The 22,034-nt window shown below is 76.5% G+C and carries 20 protein-coding genes and 1 tRNA gene; 13 read left to right on the top strand and 8 right to left on the bottom strand.

The window, feature by feature from the left end; genetic code table 11:
• The 10 genes from BJ989_RS11580 to BJ989_RS11535 all read left to right on the top strand — a co-directional run bounded on the left by BJ989_RS11580 (window position 1) and on the right by BJ989_RS11535 (window position 11,055).
• Entirely contained in the window at window positions 1-345 is a 345-nt protein-coding gene (locus BJ989_RS11580) for a biopolymer transporter Tol (protein WP_179518344.1), read from the top strand.
• A 63-nt stretch (window positions 346-408) separates the two neighbouring features.
• On the top strand, window positions 409-804 hold the full coding sequence (aroH, locus tag BJ989_RS11575; RefSeq protein ID WP_179518343.1) for a chorismate mutase: 396 nt from the start codon (window positions 409-411) through the stop codon (window positions 802-804).
• Window positions 797-1,897 carry a prephenate dehydrogenase gene (locus BJ989_RS11570; RefSeq protein WP_179518342.1) on the top strand — a complete coding sequence of 367 codons (1,101 nt, stop codon included), beginning with the start codon at window positions 797-799 and terminating at the stop codon, window positions 1,895-1,897. The genes aroH and BJ989_RS11570 overlap by 8 nt, the downstream gene beginning before the upstream one ends.
• 88 nt (window positions 1,898-1,985) lie before the next feature.
• Window positions 1,986-2,765 carry a (d)CMP kinase gene (gene cmk / locus BJ989_RS11565; protein WP_179518341.1) on the top strand — a complete coding sequence of 260 codons (780 nt, stop codon included), beginning with the start codon at window positions 1,986-1,988 and terminating at the stop codon, window positions 2,763-2,765.
• Window positions 2,762-3,538: a lysophospholipid acyltransferase family protein gene (locus BJ989_RS11560; RefSeq protein ID WP_343049295.1), complete on the top strand. Its 777-nt coding sequence runs from the start codon at window positions 2,762-2,764 to the stop codon at window positions 3,536-3,538. Before cmk ends, BJ989_RS11560 begins: the two co-directional genes overlap by 4 nt.
• The gene (gene der / locus BJ989_RS11555) at window positions 3,538-4,935 is read left to right on the top strand and encodes a ribosome biogenesis GTPase Der (protein ID WP_179518340.1); all 1,398 of its coding nucleotides are present in this window, start codon (window positions 3,538-3,540) and stop codon (window positions 4,933-4,935) included. The genes BJ989_RS11560 and der overlap by 1 nt, the downstream gene beginning before the upstream one ends.
• 67 nt (window positions 4,936-5,002) lie before the next feature.
• Window positions 5,003-5,719 (top strand): hypothetical protein, encoded by a 717-nt coding sequence (locus BJ989_RS11550; protein ID WP_179518339.1) that lies wholly within the window; start codon window positions 5,003-5,005, stop codon window positions 5,717-5,719.
• A gap of 8 nt (window positions 5,720-5,727) precedes the next feature.
• A complete protein-coding gene (locus BJ989_RS11545) occupies window positions 5,728-7,416 on the top strand; it encodes a Y-family DNA polymerase (protein ID WP_179518338.1) in 1,689 nt (562 codons plus the stop codon).
• 42 nt (window positions 7,417-7,458) lie between these two features.
• The gene (locus tag BJ989_RS11540) at window positions 7,459-10,899 is read left to right on the top strand and encodes an error-prone DNA polymerase (protein WP_179518337.1); all 3,441 of its coding nucleotides are present in this window, start codon (window positions 7,459-7,461) and stop codon (window positions 10,897-10,899) included.
• A gap of 82 nt (window positions 10,900-10,981) precedes the next feature.
• Window positions 10,982-11,055, top strand: a tRNA-Pro gene (locus tag BJ989_RS11535).
• A gap of 126 nt (window positions 11,056-11,181) precedes the next feature.
• Here BJ989_RS11535 and BJ989_RS11530 read toward each other — a convergent pair.
• The gene (locus tag BJ989_RS11530) at window positions 11,182-11,637 is read right to left on the bottom strand and encodes a hypothetical protein (protein ID WP_179518336.1); all 456 of its coding nucleotides are present in this window, start codon (window positions 11,635-11,637) and stop codon (window positions 11,182-11,184) included.
• 325 nt (window positions 11,638-11,962) lie between these two features.
• On the bottom strand, window positions 11,963-13,081 hold the full coding sequence (locus BJ989_RS11525) for an alpha/beta hydrolase (protein ID WP_179518335.1): 1,119 nt from the start codon (window positions 13,079-13,081) through the stop codon (window positions 11,963-11,965).
• A gap of 152 nt (window positions 13,082-13,233) precedes the next feature.
• Here BJ989_RS11525 and BJ989_RS11520 point away from each other — a divergent pair, with 152 nt between their 5' ends.
• Both BJ989_RS11520 and BJ989_RS11515 read left to right on the top strand, forming a co-directional pair.
• Entirely contained in the window at window positions 13,234-15,276 is a 2,043-nt protein-coding gene (locus BJ989_RS11520) for a fatty acid desaturase (protein WP_343049294.1), read from the top strand.
• 122 nt (window positions 15,277-15,398) lie between these two features.
• Complete coding sequence (locus BJ989_RS11515) at window positions 15,399-17,225, top strand: CapA family protein (protein ID WP_179518334.1); 1,827 nt, start codon at window positions 15,399-15,401, stop codon at window positions 17,223-17,225.
• Here BJ989_RS11515 and BJ989_RS11510 read toward each other — a convergent pair.
• Window positions 17,212-18,117, bottom strand: coding sequence for a hypothetical protein (locus tag BJ989_RS11510; RefSeq protein WP_179518333.1), 906 nt, complete (start codon window positions 18,115-18,117; stop codon window positions 17,212-17,214). The genes BJ989_RS11515 and BJ989_RS11510 overlap by 14 nt on opposite strands.
• A 73-nt stretch (window positions 18,118-18,190) precedes the next feature.
• On the opposite strand from BJ989_RS11510, the gene BJ989_RS11505 reads away from it, so the two are divergent.
• Window positions 18,191-18,739: a hypothetical protein gene (locus BJ989_RS11505; RefSeq protein ID WP_179518332.1), complete on the top strand. Its 549-nt coding sequence runs from the start codon at window positions 18,191-18,193 to the stop codon at window positions 18,737-18,739.
• Here the strand turns inward: BJ989_RS11505 and BJ989_RS11500 are convergent.
• The 5 genes from BJ989_RS11500 to BJ989_RS11480 all read right to left on the bottom strand — a co-directional run bounded on the left by BJ989_RS11500 (window position 18,723) and on the right by BJ989_RS11480 (window position 22,024).
• The gene (locus tag BJ989_RS11500) at window positions 18,723-19,379 is read right to left on the bottom strand and encodes a hypothetical protein (RefSeq protein WP_179518331.1); all 657 of its coding nucleotides are present in this window, start codon (window positions 19,377-19,379) and stop codon (window positions 18,723-18,725) included. The genes BJ989_RS11505 and BJ989_RS11500 overlap by 17 nt on opposite strands.
• Window positions 19,380-19,479: 100 nt before the next feature.
• The gene (locus BJ989_RS11495) at window positions 19,480-19,767 is read right to left on the bottom strand and encodes a DUF1330 domain-containing protein (protein WP_179518330.1); all 288 of its coding nucleotides are present in this window, start codon (window positions 19,765-19,767) and stop codon (window positions 19,480-19,482) included.
• A 4-nt stretch (window positions 19,768-19,771) separates the two neighbouring features.
• On the bottom strand, window positions 19,772-19,918 hold the full coding sequence (locus BJ989_RS11490) for a hypothetical protein (RefSeq protein WP_179518329.1): 147 nt from the start codon (window positions 19,916-19,918) through the stop codon (window positions 19,772-19,774).
• 292 nt (window positions 19,919-20,210) lie between these two features.
• The gene (locus tag BJ989_RS11485; protein ID WP_179518328.1) at window positions 20,211-20,444 is read right to left on the bottom strand and encodes a hypothetical protein; all 234 of its coding nucleotides are present in this window, start codon (window positions 20,442-20,444) and stop codon (window positions 20,211-20,213) included.
• Window positions 20,445-20,509: 65 nt separating this feature from the next.
• On the bottom strand, window positions 20,510-22,024 hold the full coding sequence (locus BJ989_RS11480) for a flavin-containing monooxygenase (protein ID WP_179518327.1): 1,515 nt from the start codon (window positions 22,022-22,024) through the stop codon (window positions 20,510-20,512).
• Window positions 22,025-22,034: the final 10 nt, after the last annotated feature.

Below are 22,034 nucleotides of genomic sequence, written 5' to 3'. Positions count from 1 at the left end.
GTGGCGCGGGAGGTCCACCCCACCGACGACGGGCACTGGCTCGTCGTCGACGGCCGCCGCTGGCGGCGGCAGGACCCGGCGATCCCCGAGGAGGAGGCCGCGCGCCTGCGCTCGCACCTCGGACGCGGGCGCAGCGCGACGGGCGCGGCCCGCCGGGCCGGCGACGCCGAGGCCGAGGCCGCCGCGCGGCAGCGCACCGGGCTGGCCAAGCACGGCCTGGGGGAGCGCGGCACCCCGTGGTGGGAGCAGAGCGACGCCGAGCGCCGGCGGCGCTGGACCGAGGCGCTCGCCCGGCTCGACGCCCTCGACGGGCCCGGCGACGTGGCGGGGGAGACGCGCGACTAGCCTGACGGGTCCGAGGTCACGATCCGGTCACGACGACCGGGCGACGCAGGAGGACGGGACGACGTGGCGGTGCGCGCGGTGCGGGGGGCCACCCAGCTGGAGGAGGACTCCCGCGAGCACATGCTGGAGCGGGTGGCCGAGATGGTCACCGACGCGATGGAGGCCAACGGCCTCGGGGTCGACGACTTCATCTCCGTTGTGTTCACCGCGACCTCCGACCTGGTCTCGGAGTTCCCCGCCTACGCCGCTCGGCAGCTCGGCTTCGGCGAGGTGCCGCTCATGTGCGCCCGCGAGCTCGAGATCGAGGGCTCGATGCCGCGGGTGGTGCGGATGCTGGCGCACGTCGAGACCGACCTGCCCCGCGCCGAGGTCACCCACGTCTACCTCCACGGCGCGGCGCGGCTGCGCACCGACCTGACCCGCACCCGGGCCCGCCAGGACGAGCGCCCCGGTGGCTGAGCCGACGGCGACCCCGGGCGCGGCCAGCGGCCCGCTCGTCGGGCCCGTCGAGGTGGTCGGAGCCGGGCTCGTCGGCACCTCCGTCGGTCTCGCCTGCCGCCGCGCCGGGCTCGAGGTCGTGCTCAGCGACGTCTCGCCCGACCACCTGCGCACCGCGGCGGGCCTCGGCGCCGGGCGTCGGCGCCGGCCGGAGGACCGGCCCCAGCTCGTGGTGGTGGCCGTGCCGCCCGACCACCTGGCCGAGGCGATCACCGCCGCCCTCGCGGCGACCGACGCCGTCGTCACCGACGTGGGCAGCGTCAAGTCGGGCCCCGCCGCCGCGGTGCACGGCAGCGACCCGGCCCGCGCGGACCGCTACGTCGGCGGCCACCCCATGGCGGGCAGCGAGCGCTCCGGGCCGCTCGCGGCCAGTGCCGCGCTCTTCGACGGCCGCCCCTGGGCGATCACACCGCACGCCGGCTCCGCCCCGCACGCGGTCACCCTGGTCGAGGCGCTCGTCGCGCTCTGCGGCGCCGTGCCCGTGCGGCTCGACCCGGTCGAGCACGACCGGGCCGTCGCCCGCACCTCCCACGTGCCCCACCTGCTCTCGGCGCTGGTCGCGGCGCGGCTCGCCGAGGCTCCCGGCGACCACCTTGCCCTCTCCGGCCAGGGCGTGCGCGACGTCACCCGGGTCGCCGGGGGCGACCCGCGGCTGTACGGGCAGATCGTCAGCGCCAACGCCGAGGCGGTGCTCGCGCTGCTCGGCGAGGTGCAGCGCGAGCTGGAGACCGTGGTGGGGGCCGTCGCCCGCGGTGACCGCGACGGCCTGGAGGCGGTCCTGGCGCGCGGCGTCGCCGGCACCCGGGCCATCCCCGGCAAGCACGGTGCCCCACCCGCGCAGACCCGCTCCGTCTTCGTCTCCGTGCCCGACCACCCCGGCGAGCTGGCGCGGCTCTTCGCCGACGCCGGAGCCGCCGGGGTCAACATCGAGGACGTCCGCATCGACCACGACCCGGGTCGCCCCGTCGGCCTCGTCGAGCTCACCGTGGCGGAGGTCTCGGCCGAGCACCTGCTCGGCTCGCTCGAGGCGCGCGGCTGGCTCACCCACCGGTAGGCTGCCGCCTGCGCCGGGGGAGCCCCCGGCGCACGTGCGCGCGCCCCCGGGTGGGCGCCAGTGACCACGCCGACGAGGAGGCCCCCGCGTGAGCACCACTCCGGACGTCCCGCGCCCCGGGGACACCGCCGCGGCCCGCGGCCTCGTCGTCGCCGTCGACGGCCCCTCGGGGTCCGGCAAGTCGAGCACCTCGCGCGGCGTCGCGACCCGGCTCGGCCTCGCCTACCTCGACACCGGTGCGATGTACCGCGCGATGACGTGGTGGGTGCTGCAGCAGGGCGTCGACGTGCACGACCCGGCCGCGGTCGCGTCGCGCGTCGACGAGCCGGTGATCTCCTCCGGCACCGACCCCGCGGCACCGACCATCGCGGTCGACGGCACCGACGTCGGCGCCGAGGTGCGCAGCGAGCCCGTCACCCGCGCCGTCAGCCCGGTGAGCGCGGTGCCCGAGGTGCGCGCCCGGTTGCTGCGCCTGCAGCGCCAGGTGATCGCCGAGGCCTGCGCCGGCCCGGCCGGCGGCATCGTGGTCGAGGGCCGCGACATCGGCTCCACCGTGGCGCCCGACGCGGCCGTCAAGGTCTACCTCACCGCCGACGCCGAGGCCCGCGCCCTGCGCCGCGCGGCCGAGGAGGGCGGCAGCGACGTGGCCGTCACCCAGCAGATCCTCGAGGCCCGCGACCGCATCGACTCCGGTCGCGCCGTCTCGCCCCTCGCGATGGCCGAGGGTGCGGTGCACCTCGACACCACGGCGCACACGCTGGCGGAGGTCGTCGACCAGGTCGTCGCGCTCGTCGAGCGGGCCCAGCAGGAGGAGCAGGACCCGCAGCAGGCGGGCGACCGGGCGCAGGACGCAGGGCCGCAGGCGTGACGCGCCGCGCCCGCGCGGGCGCCGGCCACGACCTGCTCCCGTCCACCACCACCACGCCCCACCCCCGCACCTGGCTGCTGCACGGTGGCCGGCCGACCTCGCGCTGGCTGATCCGCCGCCGCTTCGAGGTGGCACTGCACCGTGCCGAGCGGGTGCCGGCCCGCGGCGGCGTCGTGCTGGCCGCCAACCACGTCGGCGTCGTCGACGGCCCGGTGCTGGCGATCTTCAGCCCGCGTCCGGTGCACGTGCTGACCAAGGGCGAGGTCTTCCGCGGGCCGCTCGGCCCCTTCCTGCGCGCGGCCGGCCAGCTGCCCCTCGACCGCTTCCACGTCGACGCCGCCGCCGTGCGCTCCTGCGTGCGGGTGCTGCGCGACGGCGGGGTCGTCGGCGTCTTCCCTGAGGGACGCCGCGGGGCCGGTGACCTGGGCCGCTTCCACCGGGGCGCGGCGTACCTCGCGCTGGTCACCGGCGCACCCGTCGTGCCGGTGACCTTCCTCGGCACCCGCGAGCCCGGGGGCGGCGCCTCCGCCCTGCCGCCGCGCGGCGGTCGCGTCGACGTCGTGTACGGCGAGCCCGTCCGCCTCGTCGACGCCCCCGCGCCCTGGCCGCGCACCCAGGAACAGGTCGCGCAGGCCTCGTTGTTGCTGCGACGGCGGATGCTCGACACCCTGGAGGAGGCGCGGGCGCTGACCGGCCGCGACCTGCCCGGCCCGCTGCCCCCCGGAGAACTCGAGGACGACCCCCACACCGGTGTCGTCGAGCAAGGAGCATGATGAGCGCGCACGAGCCCACCACCGGCACCCCGGACGCCGACACCGCCGGCACGCCGGACGCCGGCACCCCGGACGCCGCCGGCCCGGTGCCGGTGCTCGCCGTCGTGGGCCGGCCCAACGTCGGCAAGTCCACGCTGGTCAACCGGATCATCGGCCGCCGCGAGGCCGTCGTCGAGGACCGCCCGGGCGTGACCCGGGACCGCGTCTCCTACGACGCGACCTGGAACGGCCGCGCCTTCACCGTCGTGGACACCGGCGGCTGGGACCCCGACGCCCGCGGGCTGGCCGAGCGCATCGCCGCCCAGGCCGAGGTGGCGGTGTCGCTGGCCGACGCCGTGCTCTTCGTCGTCGACGCCACGGTCGGCACCACCGACGCCGACGAGGCGGTGGTCAAGATCCTGCGCAAGGCCGACAAGCCCGTGGTCCTGGCCGCCAACAAGGTCGACGACCAGCGCACGGAGGCCGAGGCCTACGCGCTGTGGAACCTCGGCCTCGGCGAGCCGTGGCCGGTCTCGGCGATCCACGGTCGCGGCTCGGGCGACCTGCTCGACGCGGTGCTCGCGGTGCTGCCCGACCCGCCGCCGCAGGACGACGTGCCGGTCGGCGGCCCGCGCCGCATCGCGATCGTCGGGCGCCCCAACGTCGGCAAGTCCTCGCTGCTCAACAAGCTCGCCGGCAGCGAGCGGGTCGTCGTCGACGACGCCTCGGGCACGACCGTCGACCCCGTCGACGAGCTCGTCGAGCTCGGCGGCCGCACCTGGCGCTTCATCGACACCGCCGGCATCCGCAAGCGGGTCAAGGGGGCCTCGGGCCAGGAGTACTACGCCTCGCTGCGCACCTCGACCGCCATCGAGCGCGCCGAGGTGGCCGTGCTGGTCGTCGACGGCTCGCAGAGCATCTCCGAGCAGGACCAGCGCATCATCCAGACCGTGCGCGAGTCGGGGCGGGCGCTGGTGATCGCCTTCAACAAGTGGGACCTCGTCGACGAGGAGCGCCGCTACTACCTCGACCGCGAGATCGAGCGCGACCTGGTGCAGGTGCCCTGGGCGCCGCGCATCAACATCACCGCGCGCACCGGCTGGCACGTCGACCGGCTCGTGCCCGCGCTCGACCGGGCGCTGGAGGGCTGGGAGACCCGGGTGAGCACGGGACAGCTCAACTCCTTCCTCGGCCGCCTCGTCGCCGAGCACCCGCACCCCGTGCGCAGCGGCAAGCAGCCGAAGATCCTCTTCGGCACCCAGAGCTCGGTGGCGCCGCCCACCTTCGTGCTCTTCACCTCCGGCAAGCTCGAGGCGTCCTACGAGCGCTACATCGAGCGACGGCTGCGCGAGGAGTTCGGCTTCGTCGGCTCGCCGATCGTGCTGCAGCAGCGGCCGCGGGAGAAGCGCAAGCGCTGACGTCGTCGTGCCGGCACCGGGCTAGGCCCCGCTTGCATCGTTCGAACACGTGTTCGATGATGGGGGGGTGACCGCGCAGCCCCTCGACGACGACCGCCTGGCTGTGGTCGCGCGCCTGCGGGAGCGGGTGGCGGCGCTCGAGGGCGGGCCGTCGCGGGTGAGCGTCCCGACCCAGGAGACGCTCGCGGGCATGCTGCAGCTGCGGGCAGGCGGCACCTACGGCGTCGACTCCGCCTCGCTCGCCCTGGCGCTGGCCGCGGAGGCCTCGCGGGCGGGGGAGTGGGTCGGCTTCGCGGGCTGGGGCGACTTCGGCGCCGAGGCCGCGGCCGACCTCGGCATCGCGCTCGAGCGCACGGTGCTGGTGCCCGAGCCCGGCGAGCACTGGCTCGAGGTCACCGCGGCGCTGGTCGACGTGCTGCGCGTGGTGGTGCTCCGGCCCGCGGTGGCGGTCGACGCCCGCGCCGCGGGCGTGCTCGACGCCCGGCTGCGCTCCCGCTCCTCCGTGCTGGTGGTGTGGGGTGCCTGGCCGCGCTGCGAGGCACGCCTCAGCCTCGAGCAGACCCGGTGGACCGGCCCCGACCACGGTGCCGGGCGGCTGCGCGAGCGGCGCGCACGCCTCGCCGTGCGCCGTGGCACGGCGCCGCCGCTCACCGCGGACGTGCTCTTCCCCGGCGAGCAGGCGGCGCTGGCGCCCGTGCTCCCCGACGTGCTCCCCGACGTGCTCCCCGACGGGCACCCCGGCGTGCCTGCAGGACGGCCCGCCCCGCTGCGGGCCGCGCGCTAGGCGGGGTCGTGCGCGTCCTGGTGCTCTGGTGCCCCGACTGGTCGGTGGTCGCGGCCCTGACCGAGGCGGAGCGGTCGGTCTCGCTGCCGGCCGCGGTGTTCTCGGGCAACGTCGTGGAGGTCTGCAACGCCGCGGCCCGCGAGGCGGGGGTGCGGCGCGGTCAGCGGCGGCGCGACGCGCAGGCGCGCTGCCCGGAGCTGCTGGTGCTGCCGACCGGGCCCGACCGCGACGCGCGGCTCTTCGAGCCGGTGATCGCCGCGGTCGAGGCGGTGCGGCCCGGGGTCGCGCCGGTGCGCCCCGGGCTGCTCGCGGTGCGCGCACCCGGCCGGTTCTTCGGCGGCGAGGAGAACGCCGCGGCCGTCGTGGCCCAGGCCGTCGTCGAGTCGGGGGTGTGGGACTGCCGTCTCGGGGTCGCCGACGACCTCTTCACCGCCGAGCAGGCGGCCCGACGAGCAGCGGTGCAGGAGTGCACGGTGGTGCCGGCGGGCGGTTCCCCGGCGTTCCTGCGCACCCTGCCGGTCGGGGCGCTGGCGAGCACCGGGCCCGAGGGCCGCGAGGTCGCCGAGCTCCTCGGCCGCCTCGGCCTGGCGACCCTGGGCGACCTGGCGGCGCTGCCGGGCGCCTCGGTGCAGGACCGCTTCGGCCGCTTCGGCGCCCAGCTGTGGCGCCGCGCCCGCGGGGAAGACGACGCCCTGGTCGCCGGGCGCACCCCGCCGCCCGAGCTGGAGGCCGAGGTCGCCTTCGAGCCGCCGCTGGACAACGTCGAGGCGGTCGCCTTCAGTGTGCGCACCACCGCCGAGCGGTTCGTCGCCGACCTCGCGGCGCGCCAGCTGGTGGCGACCGAGGTGCGGGTCGAGGCCGAGAGCGACGGGGTCGTGGTCTCCGGGCGCGCCTGGCTGCACCCGCGGTGCTTCACCGCCCGCGACCTCGTCGACCGCGTGCACTGGCAGCTCCAGGGTGCCGGCGGGGCGCTGCGCTCGCGCCGCGACGCCGGCCGGGTGGTCGCCCCGGTCGAGCGGGTGCGCTTCGTGCCCGAGACCGTCGAGCCGGCCGCGGCGCACGCCGAGGGGCTGTGGGGTGGCGGCACCGACGACCTCGTCGAGCGCGGCGTGGCCCGGGTGCAGGCGATGGTCGGCTTCGAGGCGGTGCGCCGCCCGGTGCTGCAGGGCGGGCGCGGGCCCGCGGAGCGGCAGGCCAGCGTGGCGTGGGGGGAGCGTCCCACCGGGCTGCGACCCCTCGACCGGCCGTGGCCGGGGCGCGTGCCCGGGCCGGCGCCGGTGCGGGTCTTCGCCGAGCCGCTGGGCGCCGAGGTGGTCGACGTGGGCGGTCGCAGCGTCGGGGTCACCGAGCGCGGCGCGGTCACCGGCGACCCCTGCCGCTTCCGGCTCGCCGCGCCCGGTCGGGTGCAGCCCGACCTCCCCTGGCAGCCCGTGGAGTCCTGGGCCGGGCCCTGGCCGGTCGACGAGGAGTGGTGGCTGACACCGGCGGTGGGGGACACGACCGCGAGGACGCCCGTGGGGACGGGCGGCACCGGCGGCACCGGCGGGACCGTCGGGACCGTCGGGACCGTGGGAGTGGCGCCCGGCACGCCGGGTGGCGGGCGCGCGGCGCGGTTCCAGGTGGTCGGCGTCGACGGCCGGGCCTGGCTGCTGCGGTGGTCGGCGGCGGGCTGGTGCCTGGAAGCGGGCTACGACTGATGGGTGCCGACTGATGGCCCGGCTGACGAGGGGACGGGACTGATGGGCTGGCAGAACCCCCCGGTGCCGTGGAAGGAGCTCGAGCGGCGGCTCTCGGGCAAGCCGCTGCCCGGTGCCGACGACGCGCCGGTCTCGCGCCGCAAGCGGCCGCGCCCTCGCCCGGCCCCCGACACCGAGCCGGGCGGGGCCGGTGAGCCGGGCGGGGTGGGTGCCGGCTCGGCGTACGCGGAGCTGCACTGCCACAGCCACTACAGCTTCCTCGACGGTGCGAGCGCGCCCGAGGAGCTGGTGGCCGAGGCGCTGCGGCTCGGGCTGCACGGGCTGGCGCTGACCGACCACGACGGCTTCCACGGGGCGCCGATGTTCGCCGAGGCGGCGCTCGGCACCGGGCTGCGCACGGTCTACGGGGCGGAGCTGTCCCTGGGGCTGAGCGGCCCGCAGAACGGCGTGCCCGACCCCGAGGGCAGCCACCTGCTGGTGCTGGCACGCGGGGTGGAGGGCTACCACCGGCTGGCCGGGGCGATGACCGAGGCCCACCTGCGCGGCGACGAGAAGGGTCGCCCGGCCTACGCCCTCGACGAGCTCGCCGAGCGCGGCCGCGGCCACTGGGTGGTGCTCACCGGCTGCCGCAAGGGCACGGTGCGCCAGGCGCTGGCGGCCGGCGGGCCGGGGGCGGCGGCGGTCGAGCTCGACCGGCTGACCGCCCGCTTCGGCCTCGACTCCGTCGTGGTCGAGCTCGACGCGCGCCCGGGCCCGGAGACCGCCGAGCGCAACGCCGTGCTGGCCGGGCTGGCGCAGGTGCACGGCCTGCCGACGGTGGCGACCGGCGGGGTCCACCACGCCACCCCGGCGGGGCGGCGGCTCGCGACCGCGCTCGCGGCGGTGCGGGCGCGGCGCAGCATCGCCGACGCCGACGGCTGGCTCGACCTGTCGGGCAGCGCCCACCTGCGCAGCGGTGCGGAGGTGGCCGCCGCGCTGCGCGCGCACCCCGACGCCGTACGCCGCTCGGTCGCGCTCGCGGACGACCTCGCCTTCGACCTGCGGGCGGCCTCGCCGCGGCTGCCCAAGCACCGCATCCCGCCTGGCCACACCCCGACGACGTGGTTGCGGGTGCTGACCGAGGAGGGGTTCCGGGTCCGCTACGCCGGCACGCCGCTGGCCGACGAGGCCCGTGAGCGGGTCGAGCACGAGCTGCGGATCATCGAGGAGAAGGACTTCGCGGGCTACTTCGTGATCGTCCACGACATCGTCGACTTCGCCCGCAGCCGGGGGATCCTCTGCCAGGGCCGCGGCTCGGCGGCGAGCTCGGCGGTCTGCTACGCCCTGGGCATCACCGCGATCGACGCCGTCTACTACCGCCTGCCCTTCGAGCGCTTCATCTCCGCGCACCGCGACGAGGAGCCCGACATCGACGTCGACTTCGACTCCGACCGGCGCGAGGAGGTCATCCAGTGGGTCTACGAGACCTACGGTCGCCGCAACGCCGCGCAGGTCGCCAACGTCGTCGGCTACCGCCCGCGGATGGCGGTGCGCGACGCCGCGAAGGCGCTCGGCTACTCCCCGGGCCAGCAGGACGCCTGGTCCAAGCAGATCGACGGCTGGCAGTCGGTCGTGGCCGGCGACATGGGCGACACCGACGCCCACGACGTGCCGGCGCCGGTCGTCGAGCTGGCCGAGCAGATGCTCGGCACCCCGCGCCACCTCGGCATCCACTCCGGCGGGATGGTGCTCACCGAGCGGCCGGTGGGCGAGGTGTGCCCGATCGAGCGGGCGCGGATGCCCGGCCGCACGGTGCTGCAGTGGGACAAGGACGGCTGCGAGTCGATGGGGCTGGTGAAGTTCGACCTGCTCGGCCTGGGCATGCTCGGCGCGCTCGACCACATGCTGCGCCTGGCCGCCGAGCACCTCGGCGAGGAGTGGACGCTGGCCACGATGCCGCGCGAGGAGCCGGCGGTCTACGACATGCTCTGCCGCGCCGACTCGATCGGCGTCTTCCAGGTCGAGAGCCGGGCGCAGATCGGCACCCTGCCGCGGTTGCAGCCGCGCGAGTTCTACGACCTCGCCATCGAGATCGCGCTGATCCGCCCCGGCCCGATCCAGGGCGGCGCGGTGCACCCCTACGTCCGGCGCGCGACCGGCAAGGAGCCCGTCGACTACGACCACCCCGAGCTCGTGCCGGTGCTCGAGCGCACCAAGGGGGTGCCGCTCTTCCAGGAGCAGCTGATGGCGATGGCGGTGACGCTGGGCGACTGCACCCGCGACGACGCCGACCTGCTGCGCCGCGCGATGGGCTCCAAGCGCGGCATCGAGCGCATCGAGAGCATCAAGGAGAAGCTGTACGCCGGGATGGCGCGACGCGGTCTGGTCGGCGACGCGGCCGACGCGATCTACGTGAAGATCCTGTCCTTCGCCAACTTCGGCTTCGCCGAGTCGCACGCGCTGAGCTTCGCGCTGCTCGTCTACGCCTCGTCGTGGGTCAAGCTGCACTACCCGGCCGCCTTCCTCGCCGGGCTGCTGCGCAACCAGCCGATGGGCTTCTACTCCCCGCAGTCGCTGGTCGGCGACGCGCGGCGCCACGGGGTCGAGGTGCGCCGTCCCGACCTCGCGCTGTCGGGGGTGCAGGCGGGGCTAGAGCCGGTGGCCGGGCCGGGGGAGCGCGTGCGGCCGACCGGGCTCGACGCGTGCCTGCAGCCGGCCTTCGAGCGCACGGAGTGGGACCCCGCCGGGCCCGACCCGACCACGACCCACCGCCGTGACGGGGCGCTCGCGGTGCGGATGGGGCTGGACTCCGTGCGCGGGATCGGGGCCGAGGTGGCGCAGCGGATCGTCGCGGCGCGCGCGGACGCGGCGTACACCTCGGTGCGCGACCTGTCGCGGCGGGCGGGGCTGAGCACCGCCCAGGTCGAGGCGCTGGGCACGGCCGGGGCGCTGGAGTGCCTCGGGCTCGACCGGCGCCAGGCGATCTGGGCCGCGGGCACCGCCGAGGGCGAGGAGCACCTGCCGGGCAGCACACCGGCCCCGCCGCCGCCGACGCTGCCGGGCATGAGCCCCGAGGAGCTGACGATGGCCGACCTGTGGGCCACCCGGGTCTCGCCGGGGGAGCACCCGTTCGTCCACCTGCGCGAGGCGCTGGCCCGCCACGGCATCGCCTCGGTCGCGGGGCTGCAGCAGCTGCAGGGCGGACGGCGGGTGCACGTGGCGGGGCTCATCACGCACCGTCAGCGTCCGGGCACCGCCCAGGGCACGACCTTCCTCAACCTCGAGGACGAGACCGGCATGCTCAACGTCGTCTGCTCGGTCGGGGTGATGCGGGTCCACCGCGCGGCTGCGCGCGGCTCGGTCGCCGTCGTCGTGCGGGGGATCCTCGAGCGGGAGGACGGCGTCACCAACCTCGTCGCCGACCGGGTGGAGAAGCTCGACTCGCTGATCGCCGGGGCGGGCACGGCCCTGCAGCTGCGGCAGTCCTCGCGCGACTTCCGGTGATGCGCGGCGTGCCGGGGTCGGATTCGGCAGTGCCCGGCGGCTGCGGTAGTGTCCTGCCCGCTGCCCGCCCTGCGGGTGGCGGCGGGCTGTAGCGCAGCTTGGTAGCGCACTTGACTGGGGGTCAAGGGGTCGCAGGTTCAAATCCTGTCAGCCCGACCGCACGACCAGCGGAGTCTCTGCAGGTCAGGAGCACGACGAGGGCCGGACACCACCACGGTGTCCGGCCCTCGTGCTGTGCCCGCCCACGCCTCGCCGGGCGGGTGGGCAACGGGTCAGCGGCGCTCAGCAGCGGTCGCCGGCGCCGGGCAGGGGTGCGTGCCCGCCGCCGAAGACCTCCTCGAGGGCGAAACCCACCGGGGTCGTGCCGGCGAAGACGATCGACGAGCCGAAGGCCGCCACACCCGGAGCGCGCTCGGATCCGCGCGAGACGAGGGTGGTGACGGCGGTCTCGGTCAGGAGCGCCGGCTCCTCCACCAGGTCGCTCCAGGCCAGCACCGCGACGGGGCCCTCACCGTCGGCGGGCGTCGCGACCGCGTCGACGTGGGCGACCTCGGCGCCGAGACGGATGTCGAGGTCGTACTTCGCGCTGATCCGCTCGACCGCGGCCTCGACGACGGGGCGCCACCCGCGCGGCGCGCCGTCGCTGTCGACGTGGAGCACGACGGGCGCGCACGCGTCCCACCGGGTGGGCCCGGCGACCTCCGCGGCGGTGTGGGTGCCGAGGGGGCCGGCCGCCACCACGTCGACGGACGCGGTCGCGCCGGCAGCGGGGCGCCGAACGAGCCGACCCCTGCGACGACGACGGTGACGGCCGCGGTGGCACCGAGCGCGGTGCCGACCGTCAGCGACCTGAGCGCACGCCGTGCGGTCGTGCGGGACGGGCGGGCTGCGGTGTGCTGGTCCATCCTGGCCTCCTCGAACATCCGTGTCCTCCGGGGGCACCATGGTCACCGCTCCGCGCGCGCAGCGGCGGGTGTTCGCGCCGTCCGCGCGGTCCTCGGCGGGTCCTGGTCTCGACCGGTCCCTTGGTCCCGGTCGTCGCGACCGCTCGGACGGGGAGGGCTCAGCGCCGGGTCGCCGCGACCGCCTGGGGCAGGCCCCAGCGCAGCGCCGTGTCGAACCACGGCCAGTTGTGCACCCCACCCTGGGCGACGCGGGCCTCGAACGGCACGCCCGCAGCCGTGAGGGCGGTCAGGAAGGTGCGGTGGCCCTGCCACAGCAGCATCTCGGTGTCGCCGCTGTGGGTCTGGTTGCCCAGTGCGCTCGGGAAGCCCGTGCCGCTCGCGACGAACAGCTCGACGTCGCGCAGCCGGCTCGCCAGCGCGGTCGGGTCGTGCCGTCGCCAGTTGGCCCGGCGCAGGACGGGGTCGCCCCAGACCCGGCGCAGGTCCGGCGGCCGCACGCCGAGCGCCTCGGCGAGCTCGGCCGGCAACGTGTTGGCGACGAGGCTGTCGGTGTCGACCACGCCCGAGAGCGTCAGCACGGCATCGAAGAGGCCGGGGTGGCGGGCCGCGTAGCCGAGCGCACCCAGCGAGCCCATCGACGCACCCACGGCGGCGCGGGCGCCGGGGACGGTGCGGAAGCGTCGGTCGACCCAGGGCACGACGACCTCGGTGTGGAAGGTCTCCCAGTCGTAGGAGCCGTCGACCCAGTCGGCGAACATGCCGGGCTCCGCGCCGTAGCCGCCCTCGGGCATCACGAAGATCGCCTCGTGCTCGCGCGTGATGGCGGTCAGCTGCGTCTTGCGCGACCACGCGTCGTAGGCGCTGAGGGCGCCGTTGAAGAGCACGACCACGGGGTAGCGCTTGCGGGACGTGCGATAGCCCACCGGCAGCAGCACCCGCACGGAGCTGTCCGACACCTGTACGCCCGGCGGCACCCGCAGCCGGTGGTCCTGGCAGCGCACCGGCGGGCAGGCGGCGCGCAGCCGGTCGAGGGGCGCCCGGTCGGGGGGCGCGTAGCCGGTGCTGCCGGAGGGCACGGCCATGATCTCCGCGAGCGTGCGGAGGTCGTCGACCCGCGAGCCGGTGCCGCTGCTGTAGGTCGCGAAGACCTCCGGGGGCGCCGAGCCGTCGCTCGCGGCGGTCCCGGTGGCGACCGCGGTGCCCGGCAGCAAGGCCGCCAGCAACGCCGCGGCCGTCAGGACCAGACCGCGGGCGGGTCGTCGGGGTCCGGGCAGCATGCCGGACCAACGAGCGGACGCGTGCGGGGTGACGCGGCCCCGCTGCGCGTCGCGGGTCGCTTGACAGATCTGGTGTCGTTGTCCAACGTCGGGCAGACTGCACCGGACGCCCAGCCGGGACCACCAGTCCCGGACGACCAGCAGGAGGACCTGTGCCGACGCTCACGCCGCGGACCGCGACCGGCCCGTCGACCGGCCCGTCGACCGGCCCGACGAGCGGCCCGGCCGGTGCCGTGCGCCCCACGCGCGGCCTGCCCGACCCCGGCGAGCGGGTGCCGGGCCTGGCGTGGCCCACGGTCGCGCTCTACGTCGCGGCGCTCGTCCTGTTCGTGGCCGAGGTGGCGCTCTTCCTCGCCGGCGCCTCGCCCTGGGTCACCGTGCCGATGGGGGCGGTCGTGACGTTCGCGATGTTCAGCGTCATGCACGAGTCGATCCACCACGCGGTGAGCACCCACACCCGACTGAACGACGCCTTCGGCCTGCTGTCGACGCCGCTCGTCGCGCCGTACGCGTCGTTCTCGATGCTGAAGTTCATCCACGTCGAGCACCACCGCAACACCAACGAGGCCAAGGACACCGACCCCGACGCCTGGACCTCGGAGGGGCCGTGGTGGCAGCTGCCCTTCCGCTGGGCCACGATCGACGTCTGGTACGTCGTGTTCTACCTGCGCCGCTGGCGCCGGCGGCCGACCGGCGAGGTCGTCGGCGGTGCGCTCACGCTGGCCGGCTTCGCCGCCCTGGTCGCGGCCGCCGCGGTGACCGGGCACCTCGCGGCCCTGACCGTGCTGGTGCTGCTGCCCCAGCGGATCGGGCTGACCGTGCTGGCCTGGTGGTTCGACTACCTGCCCCACCACGGGCTGGGCGTGACCCAGCGCGAGGACAGGTACCGCGCGACGCGGGTGCGGGTCGGCGGCGAGAAGGTGCTGACGCCGCTGTTCGTCTACCAGAACTACCACCTGGTGCACCACCTGCACCCGAGCATCCCGTTCTACCGCTACGTCCGCGCCTGGCGCCGCAACGAGGCCGCCTACCTCGACCGCGACGCCGCCATCTCGACCTGGTTCGGCCGCTCGCTCACGGCCGAGGAGTACCGCACCTGGCGCCGCCTCACCGACCCCGTCGAGGCGAGCACCAGCGGCCGACCCGTCTTCCACCCGCTGCGCGTCAGCCGCGTCGAGCACCTCACCGCGGACGCCGTGCGGCTGACCTTCGCGGTGCCGGCCGACCTCGCCGAGGCCTACCGGTTCACCGCCGGCGCCCACGTGACGCTGCGCGCCCGCATCGACGGCGACGACGTGCGCCGCACCTACTCGGTGTGCAGCTCCGAGGACTCCGGGGAGCTGCAGGTCGCCGTGCGCCGCCACCCCGGCGGCGCCTTCTCGACCTACGCCACCACGCGGGTCGCCCCCGGCGACGTGCTCGACGTGCTCACGCCGTCGGGGTCCTTCGGCGACCCCGTGCCGGGCGACGCACCCGGCGCCCACGTGGTCGCCGTCGCCGCCGGCTCGGGCGCCACCCCGGTGCTCTCCGTCGTGGCGACGCGCCTCGAGCAGGACCCGGCCGCCCGCGTGACGTGGGTGCAGCTCGACCGCGACGCCGACAGCTGCCTCGTCGGCGCCGACCTCGACCGGCTGGTCGCCGCGCACCCCGGACGGCTCCGGGTCGTGCGCCACCACTCCCGCACCGACGGCCGCCTCGACCCCGCGAGGCTGGCCGAGCTGGTCGGCGGAGCCGTCGGGGTGGCGGACGTCGCGGCGTGGTTCCTCTGCGGCCCGCCGGGACTCATCGCGGCGGTGCGCGAGCAGCTCACGGCGTACGCCGTGCCCGAGGCCCGCGTGCGCAGCGAGCGGTTCACGGGTGGTGGAGCGACCGGTCCGGAAGAAGGCGTGCGGGCGGACGTCCCGGACGTCGATGCGAAGGTGGTCGTCACCCTGGACGGTCGCGAGACCACCCTGCGCGTCGCCAGCACCGGCCCCACGCTCCTCGAGGCCGCGCTCGAGGCGGGCCTCGACGCCCCCTACTCCTGTGCCGGCGGTGCGTGCGGCACCTGCCGGGCGCGGGTGCTCGAGGGTGAGGCGGTGATGGACCAGGACCACGTGCTCACCGAGGCCGAGCGGCGCGCCGGCGAGGTGCTGGCCTGCCAGCTGCGACCGGTCAGCGCGCGGCTCCGGGTCACCTTCGACCGGCCCGGCTGAGCGCCGCTCGTCGACGCGAGCGGAGGCCCGTCGGTCCCGCCTGCTCACCCCCGGGGGTGGACTTGGTCCGCTCCGGTAGAACCGGAGGGGTCCGGCAGCCAGCGCAGGCTCGGGGAGGCGAGATGCACCGTCGGCGGCGCACCGTCGCGCTCACCGCCCTCGCCCTGGTGGTGACGACCCTGGCCGCGGCCGGCGCGGCGGCTCCCCGCGGGCAGGAGGGTGGCGGCGGCCTCACCGCCGCGGTCGGCACCGTGGGCAGTGGCGTGTCGGGCCTGGCCGGCGCGGCGTGGCCGTTCGTCGACGGCGACGACCCCGACGGCGGCGAGGGCGCGGGCGACGACGGTCCAGCCGGTCCGGTGACCCTGGCCTTCGCCGGCGACGTGCACTTCGAGGGCGTGCTGAGCGCGCTGCCCGGGCGCCGGGGCGCCACCCTGGGCCCGCTCGCCCGCGAGCTGCGGGCGGCGGACGTCGCGGTGGTCAACCTCGAGGGCGCGGTCACGACCCGCGGTCGGCCGGCCTCGAAGGAGCTCGAGGTGGCGAGCAACCGCTACTGGTTCCGCCACCCGCCGAGTGCCCTGCGGGTGCTCGAGCGGTCCGGCGTCGACGTCGCCTCGCTGGCCAACAACCACGGCGCCGACTACGGGGTGCGCGGGCTGCGCGACGCGCTCGCGGCCGACGCCGCCAGCCCGGTCGCCCTCGTGGGTGTCGGTCGCGACCACACCGAGGCCTTCGCGCCCGAGTGCTTCTCGGTGCGTGGCACCGACGTCGCCGTGCTCGCCGCCGACTCTTCCCCGCGCGAGAGCAGGGACGACACGTGGGCCGTCGCTCCTGGCACCGGGGCCGGCCTGGCCGCCGCGCGCGACGCCAGCGCGCCCCGGCTGCTCGCGGCGGTCCGCGCGGCCGCGGCCGTCGACGACGTCGTCGTGGTCTACCTGCACTGGGGCGAGGAGGGCCGCGGCTGCCCCACCGGCCTGCAGCGCGACCTGGCCGCCGCGCTGGCCGAGGCCGGCGCCGACGTGGTGGTCGGCACCCACGCCCACGTCCTGCAGGGGGCGGGCGGTCTCGGCGGACCGGACGGCACCTACGTCTCCTACGGCCTGGGAAACTTCGCGTGGTACCACGGCCGCCAGGGCGAGACCGGGGTGCTCACCCTCCGCGTCGAGCGTGGCCGCGTCGTCGACGACCGCTGGACGCCGGGGGTGATCCCGCTGGCCGGCGGCGTCCCGGAGCGCGTCACGGGCCGCCGCGCTGCCGAGGAGCGGACCGCCTGGCGGGCGCTGCGCGGCTGCACCGACCTGGAGCCCGGTCCCGGCGCCGCACGCGACCGCCGCGCGCTCGCCGCGTCGGCCCCCCAACCGGCCGGCCTCCCGGCGTACTCCTCGCGGATCGCGCCGATCACCGCCGCGACCGCACGGCGGATGCGGTCCAGCCACGACCCGGCCACCTGCCCGACGCCGCTGCGCGACCTGCGGCTGCTGACGATGTCCTACGTCGACTTCGCGGGTCGGGCGCGCACCGGTGAGATGGTGGTGCACCGCGAGGTGGCGCGCGACGTGGTCTCGGTCTTCGCCGACCTCTACGCCGCGCGGTGGCCGCTGCGGCGGATGGTGCTCGTCGACGAGTACGCCGGCAGCGACGACCGGTCGATGGCCGCCGACAACACCTCGGGCTACAACTGCCGTCGCGTCGCCGGGCAGACGAGCTGGTCCGACCACGCCTACGGCAAGGCGGTCGACCTCAACCCGGTCGAGAACCCCTACGTCACGCCGGGCGGGGTGCTGCCGCCGGCGGGTCGTCGCTTCGTCGACGTCGACCGCTCACCGGGCGCGCGGGTGCCGCGAGGCGTCATCCGCCGAGGCGACGTGGTCACGCGTGCCTTCGCCCGCATCGGGTGGGAGTGGGGCGGAGCCTGGGCGGCGCCGGACTACCAGCACTTCAGCGCGCCCTGAGCGGGTCGGGCCGCAGCAGGCCCGGGGTGCGGGGGAGCGGCGCCCAGTCCGGCGCGCCAGCGAGCCGGGTGTTGGCCTCGGTGACCGCGCGAGCGTGCGCGCGGCGGATCCCACCCGGCTGCAGCGGGAGGCCGGCCGGACGGCGCACGCCGTCGCCGTCGTGGTTGGCCCGCAGCGAGACCCACAGCGCCCGGGTGCGCGGGGTCGCGCGCACGAGGTCGGCGCGCACGCTCAGCCACCGCTGCAGCAGCCCGGCCGTCGAGGGGCTCAGGCCCACGGTGACCGGCGCCAGCGGCGCACGCGCGGCGGGCGGCCGCGGGCGGTAGGTCAGCGCCGGCCCGTCGGGGCCGGTCAGGTCGAGGTCTGCGACCCGGAGCGCGGCGAGCTCCCCGCTGCGCAGCGACGCCTCGTGCACGAGGGCGGCCATCGCGGCGGCCCGCACCTCGCCCGGGGCGGCGTGCGCCGGCACGGTGCGCCCGCGCCAGTGCGCCAGTGCGCGCGACGCCGCCGCCGGCTCCACCCGCGGGTGCGGCGCGGGCAGCGGCACCGCGTCGGTGACCGGTTCGGCCACGCCGGCCGCGCGTGCCATCAGGCGCAGGCAGGCCCGCCGCACGCGCCTGGTCGCGTCGGGCGAGGGGCGGTCGGACGCGCCGCGGCGCCGCAGCCCGCCCGCGTCGGCGACGCGGAGGTAGTCGGCCACCCGCTCAGGCGCCAGCCACCCCGCGGGCGAGCGGGGCAACGTGCCGACACGCTCCGCGTGCGCCGCGAGCTCACCCGCGACCCACCGCAGCTGTCGGCGGCGGCTGGGCCCGGCACCCCCGTCGAGCTCGCCCGCACGCGCCACGAGCCGGTCGAGGGCGGCGGTGGCCGTGCGGGGGGTCGGCGGGGTCACGGCCCGCATCGTGCCAGATAACAGGCCCACACGGCCCTCACGACCGGCCCGCGGCGCGCCGTACGATCGTGGTGTGAGCAATGACGGGGGAGGAGGCCCGGTCCCGTGGCCCGGCTACGCGCCGCCACCGCCCCGGCGCCCCTCGCCGTGGGGCACCGCCGGCCTGGCGACGCTCGTCTCCTTCGCCACGGGCGCGCTGGCGGGCTCGGTGGTGGGGTTGCTCGCGCTGCTGCTCGGCGGCCTGGTGCTGCTCGACGTGCTCGCGGAGACGACCCCCGACCCGGGTGACGGCGCCGGCGAGGTGCTGGCGCCCCTGGGCCTGCTGCTGGTGGGGTCGGCGGCCCTCGCGGGCCTGCTCGCCCTCGTCGCCTGCGCGGTCCTCCTCCGCTCGCAGGGAGCGCGTCGGCCATGGCTGGTCTCGTCGGTGGCCCACGGCGCGGCGCTGGCGACCGGTGGTCTCCTCGGGCTGCTGACCTCGGTGGCGCCGCTGCTCGTCGCGCCGCTGCTGGGCCTGCTCGCCCTGGCGGCGCCGACGGTCACGGTGCTCGTCGTCACGGGGGTGCTGCTCACCCGCACCGGCCTCGACCCGCGCCCGCCGGCAGGGTTCAGGCCGCCGGCGTGAAATCGGTCGCGGCGGTCTCGGGGGACGCGGTGACGGCGACGGGCAGCTCGAGGCGGGCGGACGACCGCAGCGCGACCGCGAGGAGCACCAGACCCGAGGCGACGGTCGCGAGCACGCCGTAGGCCAGGACGCCCACGGGTGCGCCACCGAGGCCCAGCAGCCAGAAGAGGGCGCCGTTGACCAGGCACAGCACCCAGCTCGAGACCGACAACCCCGTGGTGCGCGGGGCGGTCCAGGCGGTCAGCACCGAGGGCGCCAGCGTGAGCGCGGACCCCACGGTCAGCGCCAGGGCGAAGGCCCCCGGCCCGTGCAGGGCCCCGGCCACGACCACCGGCGTCCACGCGGTCGGCAGCCAGCACGCCCGGTCCGGGCGCAGCCCGGCACACCACGCCGCGGCGGCGAGCGCCACGAAGAGGACGGTGGCCACGAGGTTGCTCACCAGCACCGACCACGCCTGGCCCTGCCAGGCGTAGACGTTCCACGCGGCGTACTGCACGAGGCCGCTGAGCAGCGATGCCGGTGCGAGTCCCGCCGCGTCGCGCTGGCGGTGCACGCGCGCGAGCTGCGGCGCGTGCAGCACCGTGCTCGTGACGACGGTGGCGGCGCCGGCGGCGGTGAGCAGGAGGGGGTCGAGGAGCACGACCCCGCATCGGGCCGCGCGGGGGCCACCTGAGCCGACACGGCCGCGGTGCCGGTCACACCGGCGCAGTCAGGACCTCCGGCCCCGGACCGGCCGGGACCTACGCCCCGGGCACGATGCGCAGGTCGCGCACCGCGCCGTCACCGAGCGCGGCGAGCGCCTCCTGGTAGCCGGGCGACTCGTGCGCCGCGACGGCCGCCTCGACCGAGTCGAACTCGATGACGACCGTGCGGGTCTCGCGGCCGGCCTCGTAGACCTGCACCGGGGTGCCGCGCGCGAGGAAGCGCCCGCCGGCACCGGTGAGCGCCGGGCCGGCGAGGGCGGCGTACGCCGCGACCTTCGCGTCGTCGGTGACCTCGACGTAGGTGCTCACCCAGTAGGCGCTCACGCGCTCAGCGCTTCTTCTGCTGGCGCTTCGCCACCTCGGTCTTGGCGGTGTCGACCGCCTTCTTGATGCGTGCCTGGTTCTCCGGCTTGCGTGCCTCGTCGATCACCATCTTGGCGACGCCGAGGGCGCCGGCCTTCTTGAAGATGCCCATGACGCCAACCTAGCGCGGAGCACCACCTCGTGGCGGCCCGCCCGGCGGGTGGCCGCCCGCCGGGGTGGGCGTCCCTCGGGTGCGGTGGGGTACGAGTCGGCTCCTGCCCGACGCGGCCCCGACGTGACCCGACCTGACCCGACCTGACCCGACCTGACCCAGACCGTGAGGACTCCCACCGTGTTCTTCTTCTTCAGCAACCGTCTCGGCTGCGCCGGCTCGCTGCTGCTCTCGCTCGCCGTGACCGCCGTGCTGCTCGCGATCTTCGTGCTCTGAGCGCGAGGGTGGGCCGTCAGGCGAGACGGCCCTCCTCGGCCTCGCCGGCCCGGGGGTAGGCGTCGTCGTCGATCGCGGCAGGGGCTCCCTGCGCGAGGGCGTCGGCCTCCGCCGCGTCCCGGTCCGTCACGGCCTCGCCCGTCGGAGCGCCGGTCTCGCCGTCGACCGTCTGCTGCTGTTCGGCGACGTCGCCCTCGCTCGCCTCGAGCAGGGGGTCGGGGTCAGGGGTGCTGCCGGGTGTCGTGGTCATGGCGCACCGGTACCCACCCGCCCGCCGCGGCCACACCCGTCGCCGGTGCGCCCGCCCGTCACCGGTCAGACGGCCGCGAGCTGGTCCTCCGTCGCTGCCGCCGGCTCGCCGTCGCGGGCCGCGGCCGGGCCGAAGGGGCGCAGGTGCCGGCCCAGGTCGCCGCGCAGGGTCAGCAGCGAGTCGAGCAGGTAGTTCTGCCGCACCCGCCACGGCCCGCGGTCGCCCTGGCGCGGGAACTCGTGGATGGATCGCTGCACGTAGCCCGCCGCGAGGTCGAGCAGCGGCCGCTCCTCGACGCCCTCCTCGGCGACCGGAGCGACCGCCGCGAGGCCGCGGCGCTCGAGGTGGTCGAGCACCTTGCACACGAGGCGGTGGGTGAGGTCGGCGCGCAGGGTCCAGGAGGCGTTGGTGTAGCCCACGCACACGGCGAAGTTCGGGATGCCGGTGACCATCGCGCCGCGCCAGACGAACTGCTCGGCCAGCGGCACGACCTCGCCGTCGACGCGGGGCGCGATGCCGCCGAACGCCTTGAGCCGCAGTCCGGTCGCGGTGACGACCACGTCGGCCTCGAGCAGGCGCCCGCTCTCGAGCAGGACGCCCTCGGGCACGAAGCGGGCGATGCGGTCGGTCACGACGTCGGCGTCGCCGCGCTTGATCGCGGTGAAGAGGTCGGCGCTCGGCACGGCGCACAGGCGCTGGTCCCACGGGTCGTAGTCGGGCGTGAAGTGCTCGGCGACCATCGCGGGGTCGCCGAGGATCTTCGTCGTGAGCCCGGTGAGGAGCTTGCGCGCCTGCGCCGGGCGCTGCTGGCAGAACTGGTAGAAACCGATGCCGAAGAGGATGTTCTTGGTGCGCACCAGCCGGTGGGCGAGCGGCGCGGGCAGCGTCGCGCGCAGCCGGTCGGCGACCTTGTCGCGGCTCGGCACGGCGCTGATCCAGGTCGGGGTGCGCTGCAGCATCGTGACGTGGCCGGCCTCGCGCGCCATCGACGGCACGAGCGTCACCGCGGTCGCGCCCGACCCGATCACGACCACGCGCTTGCTGGCGTAGTCGAGGTCCTCGGGCCAGAACTGCGGGTGCACGAGGGTGCCCTCGAAGTCGTCGGCGCCCGGGAAGTCCGGCGCGTGGCCCTGGTCGTAGTCGTAGTAGCCGGCGCAGGAGTAGAGGAAGCCGCACGTCAGCTCCTCGCGGGTGGTCGTGCCGTCCTCGCCGCGCACCTCGAGCGTGAGGTGCCACCGCTCGTCGGCGGTCGACCAGTCGGCGGCGACGACCTTGGTGCGGAAGCGGATGCGCGCCTCGATGCCGGCCTCGGCCGCGGTCTCGCGGATGTAGGACAGGATCGTCGCCCCGTCGGCGATCGACTTCTCGTCGGTCCACGGCTTGAAGGAGTAGCCGAGGGTGAACATGTCGGAGTCCGACCGGATGCCGGGGTAGCGGAACAGGTCCCAGGTGCCGCCGAGGTCGTCGCGGGCCTCCAGCACGGCGTACGTCGTGCCGGGGCGCTCGGTCTGCAGGCGGTAGGCCGCGCCGACGCCGGACAGGCCGGCTCCGACGACGACGACGTCGAGGTGTGCGCTCATGATTCGAGTG

Source organism: Nocardioides perillae, from assembly GCF_013409425.1.
GTDB classification, from domain to species: domain Bacteria; phylum Actinomycetota; class Actinomycetes; order Propionibacteriales; family Nocardioidaceae; genus Nocardioides; species Nocardioides perillae.
This window is presented reverse-complemented; position numbering and strand designations above follow the sequence as displayed.

Bases quoted from the DNA above. Each gene is read 5' to 3' on its own strand.
- der (WP_179518340.1), top strand. From the start codon at position 3,538: ATGAGCGCGCACGAGCCCACCACCGGCACCCCGGACGCCGACACCGCC.
- BJ989_RS11540 (WP_179518337.1), top strand. From the start codon at position 7,459: ATGGGCTGGCAGAACCCCCCGGTGCCGTGGAAGGAGCTCGAGCGGCGG.
- BJ989_RS11525 (WP_179518335.1), bottom strand. From the start codon at position 13,081: ATGCTGCCCGGACCCCGACGACCCGCCCGCGGTCTGGTCCTGACGGCC.
- BJ989_RS11515 (WP_179518334.1), top strand. From the start codon at position 15,399: ATGCACCGTCGGCGGCGCACCGTCGCGCTCACCGCCCTCGCCCTGGTG.
- BJ989_RS11490 (WP_179518329.1), bottom strand. From the start codon at position 19,918: ATGGGCATCTTCAAGAAGGCCGGCGCCCTCGGCGTCGCCAAGATGGTG.
- BJ989_RS11485 (WP_179518328.1), bottom strand. From the start codon at position 20,444: ATGACCACGACACCCGGCAGCACCCCTGACCCCGACCCCCTGCTCGAG.
- BJ989_RS11480 (WP_179518327.1), bottom strand. From the start codon at position 22,024: ATGAGCGCACACCTCGACGTCGTCGTCGTCGGAGCCGGCCTGTCCGGC.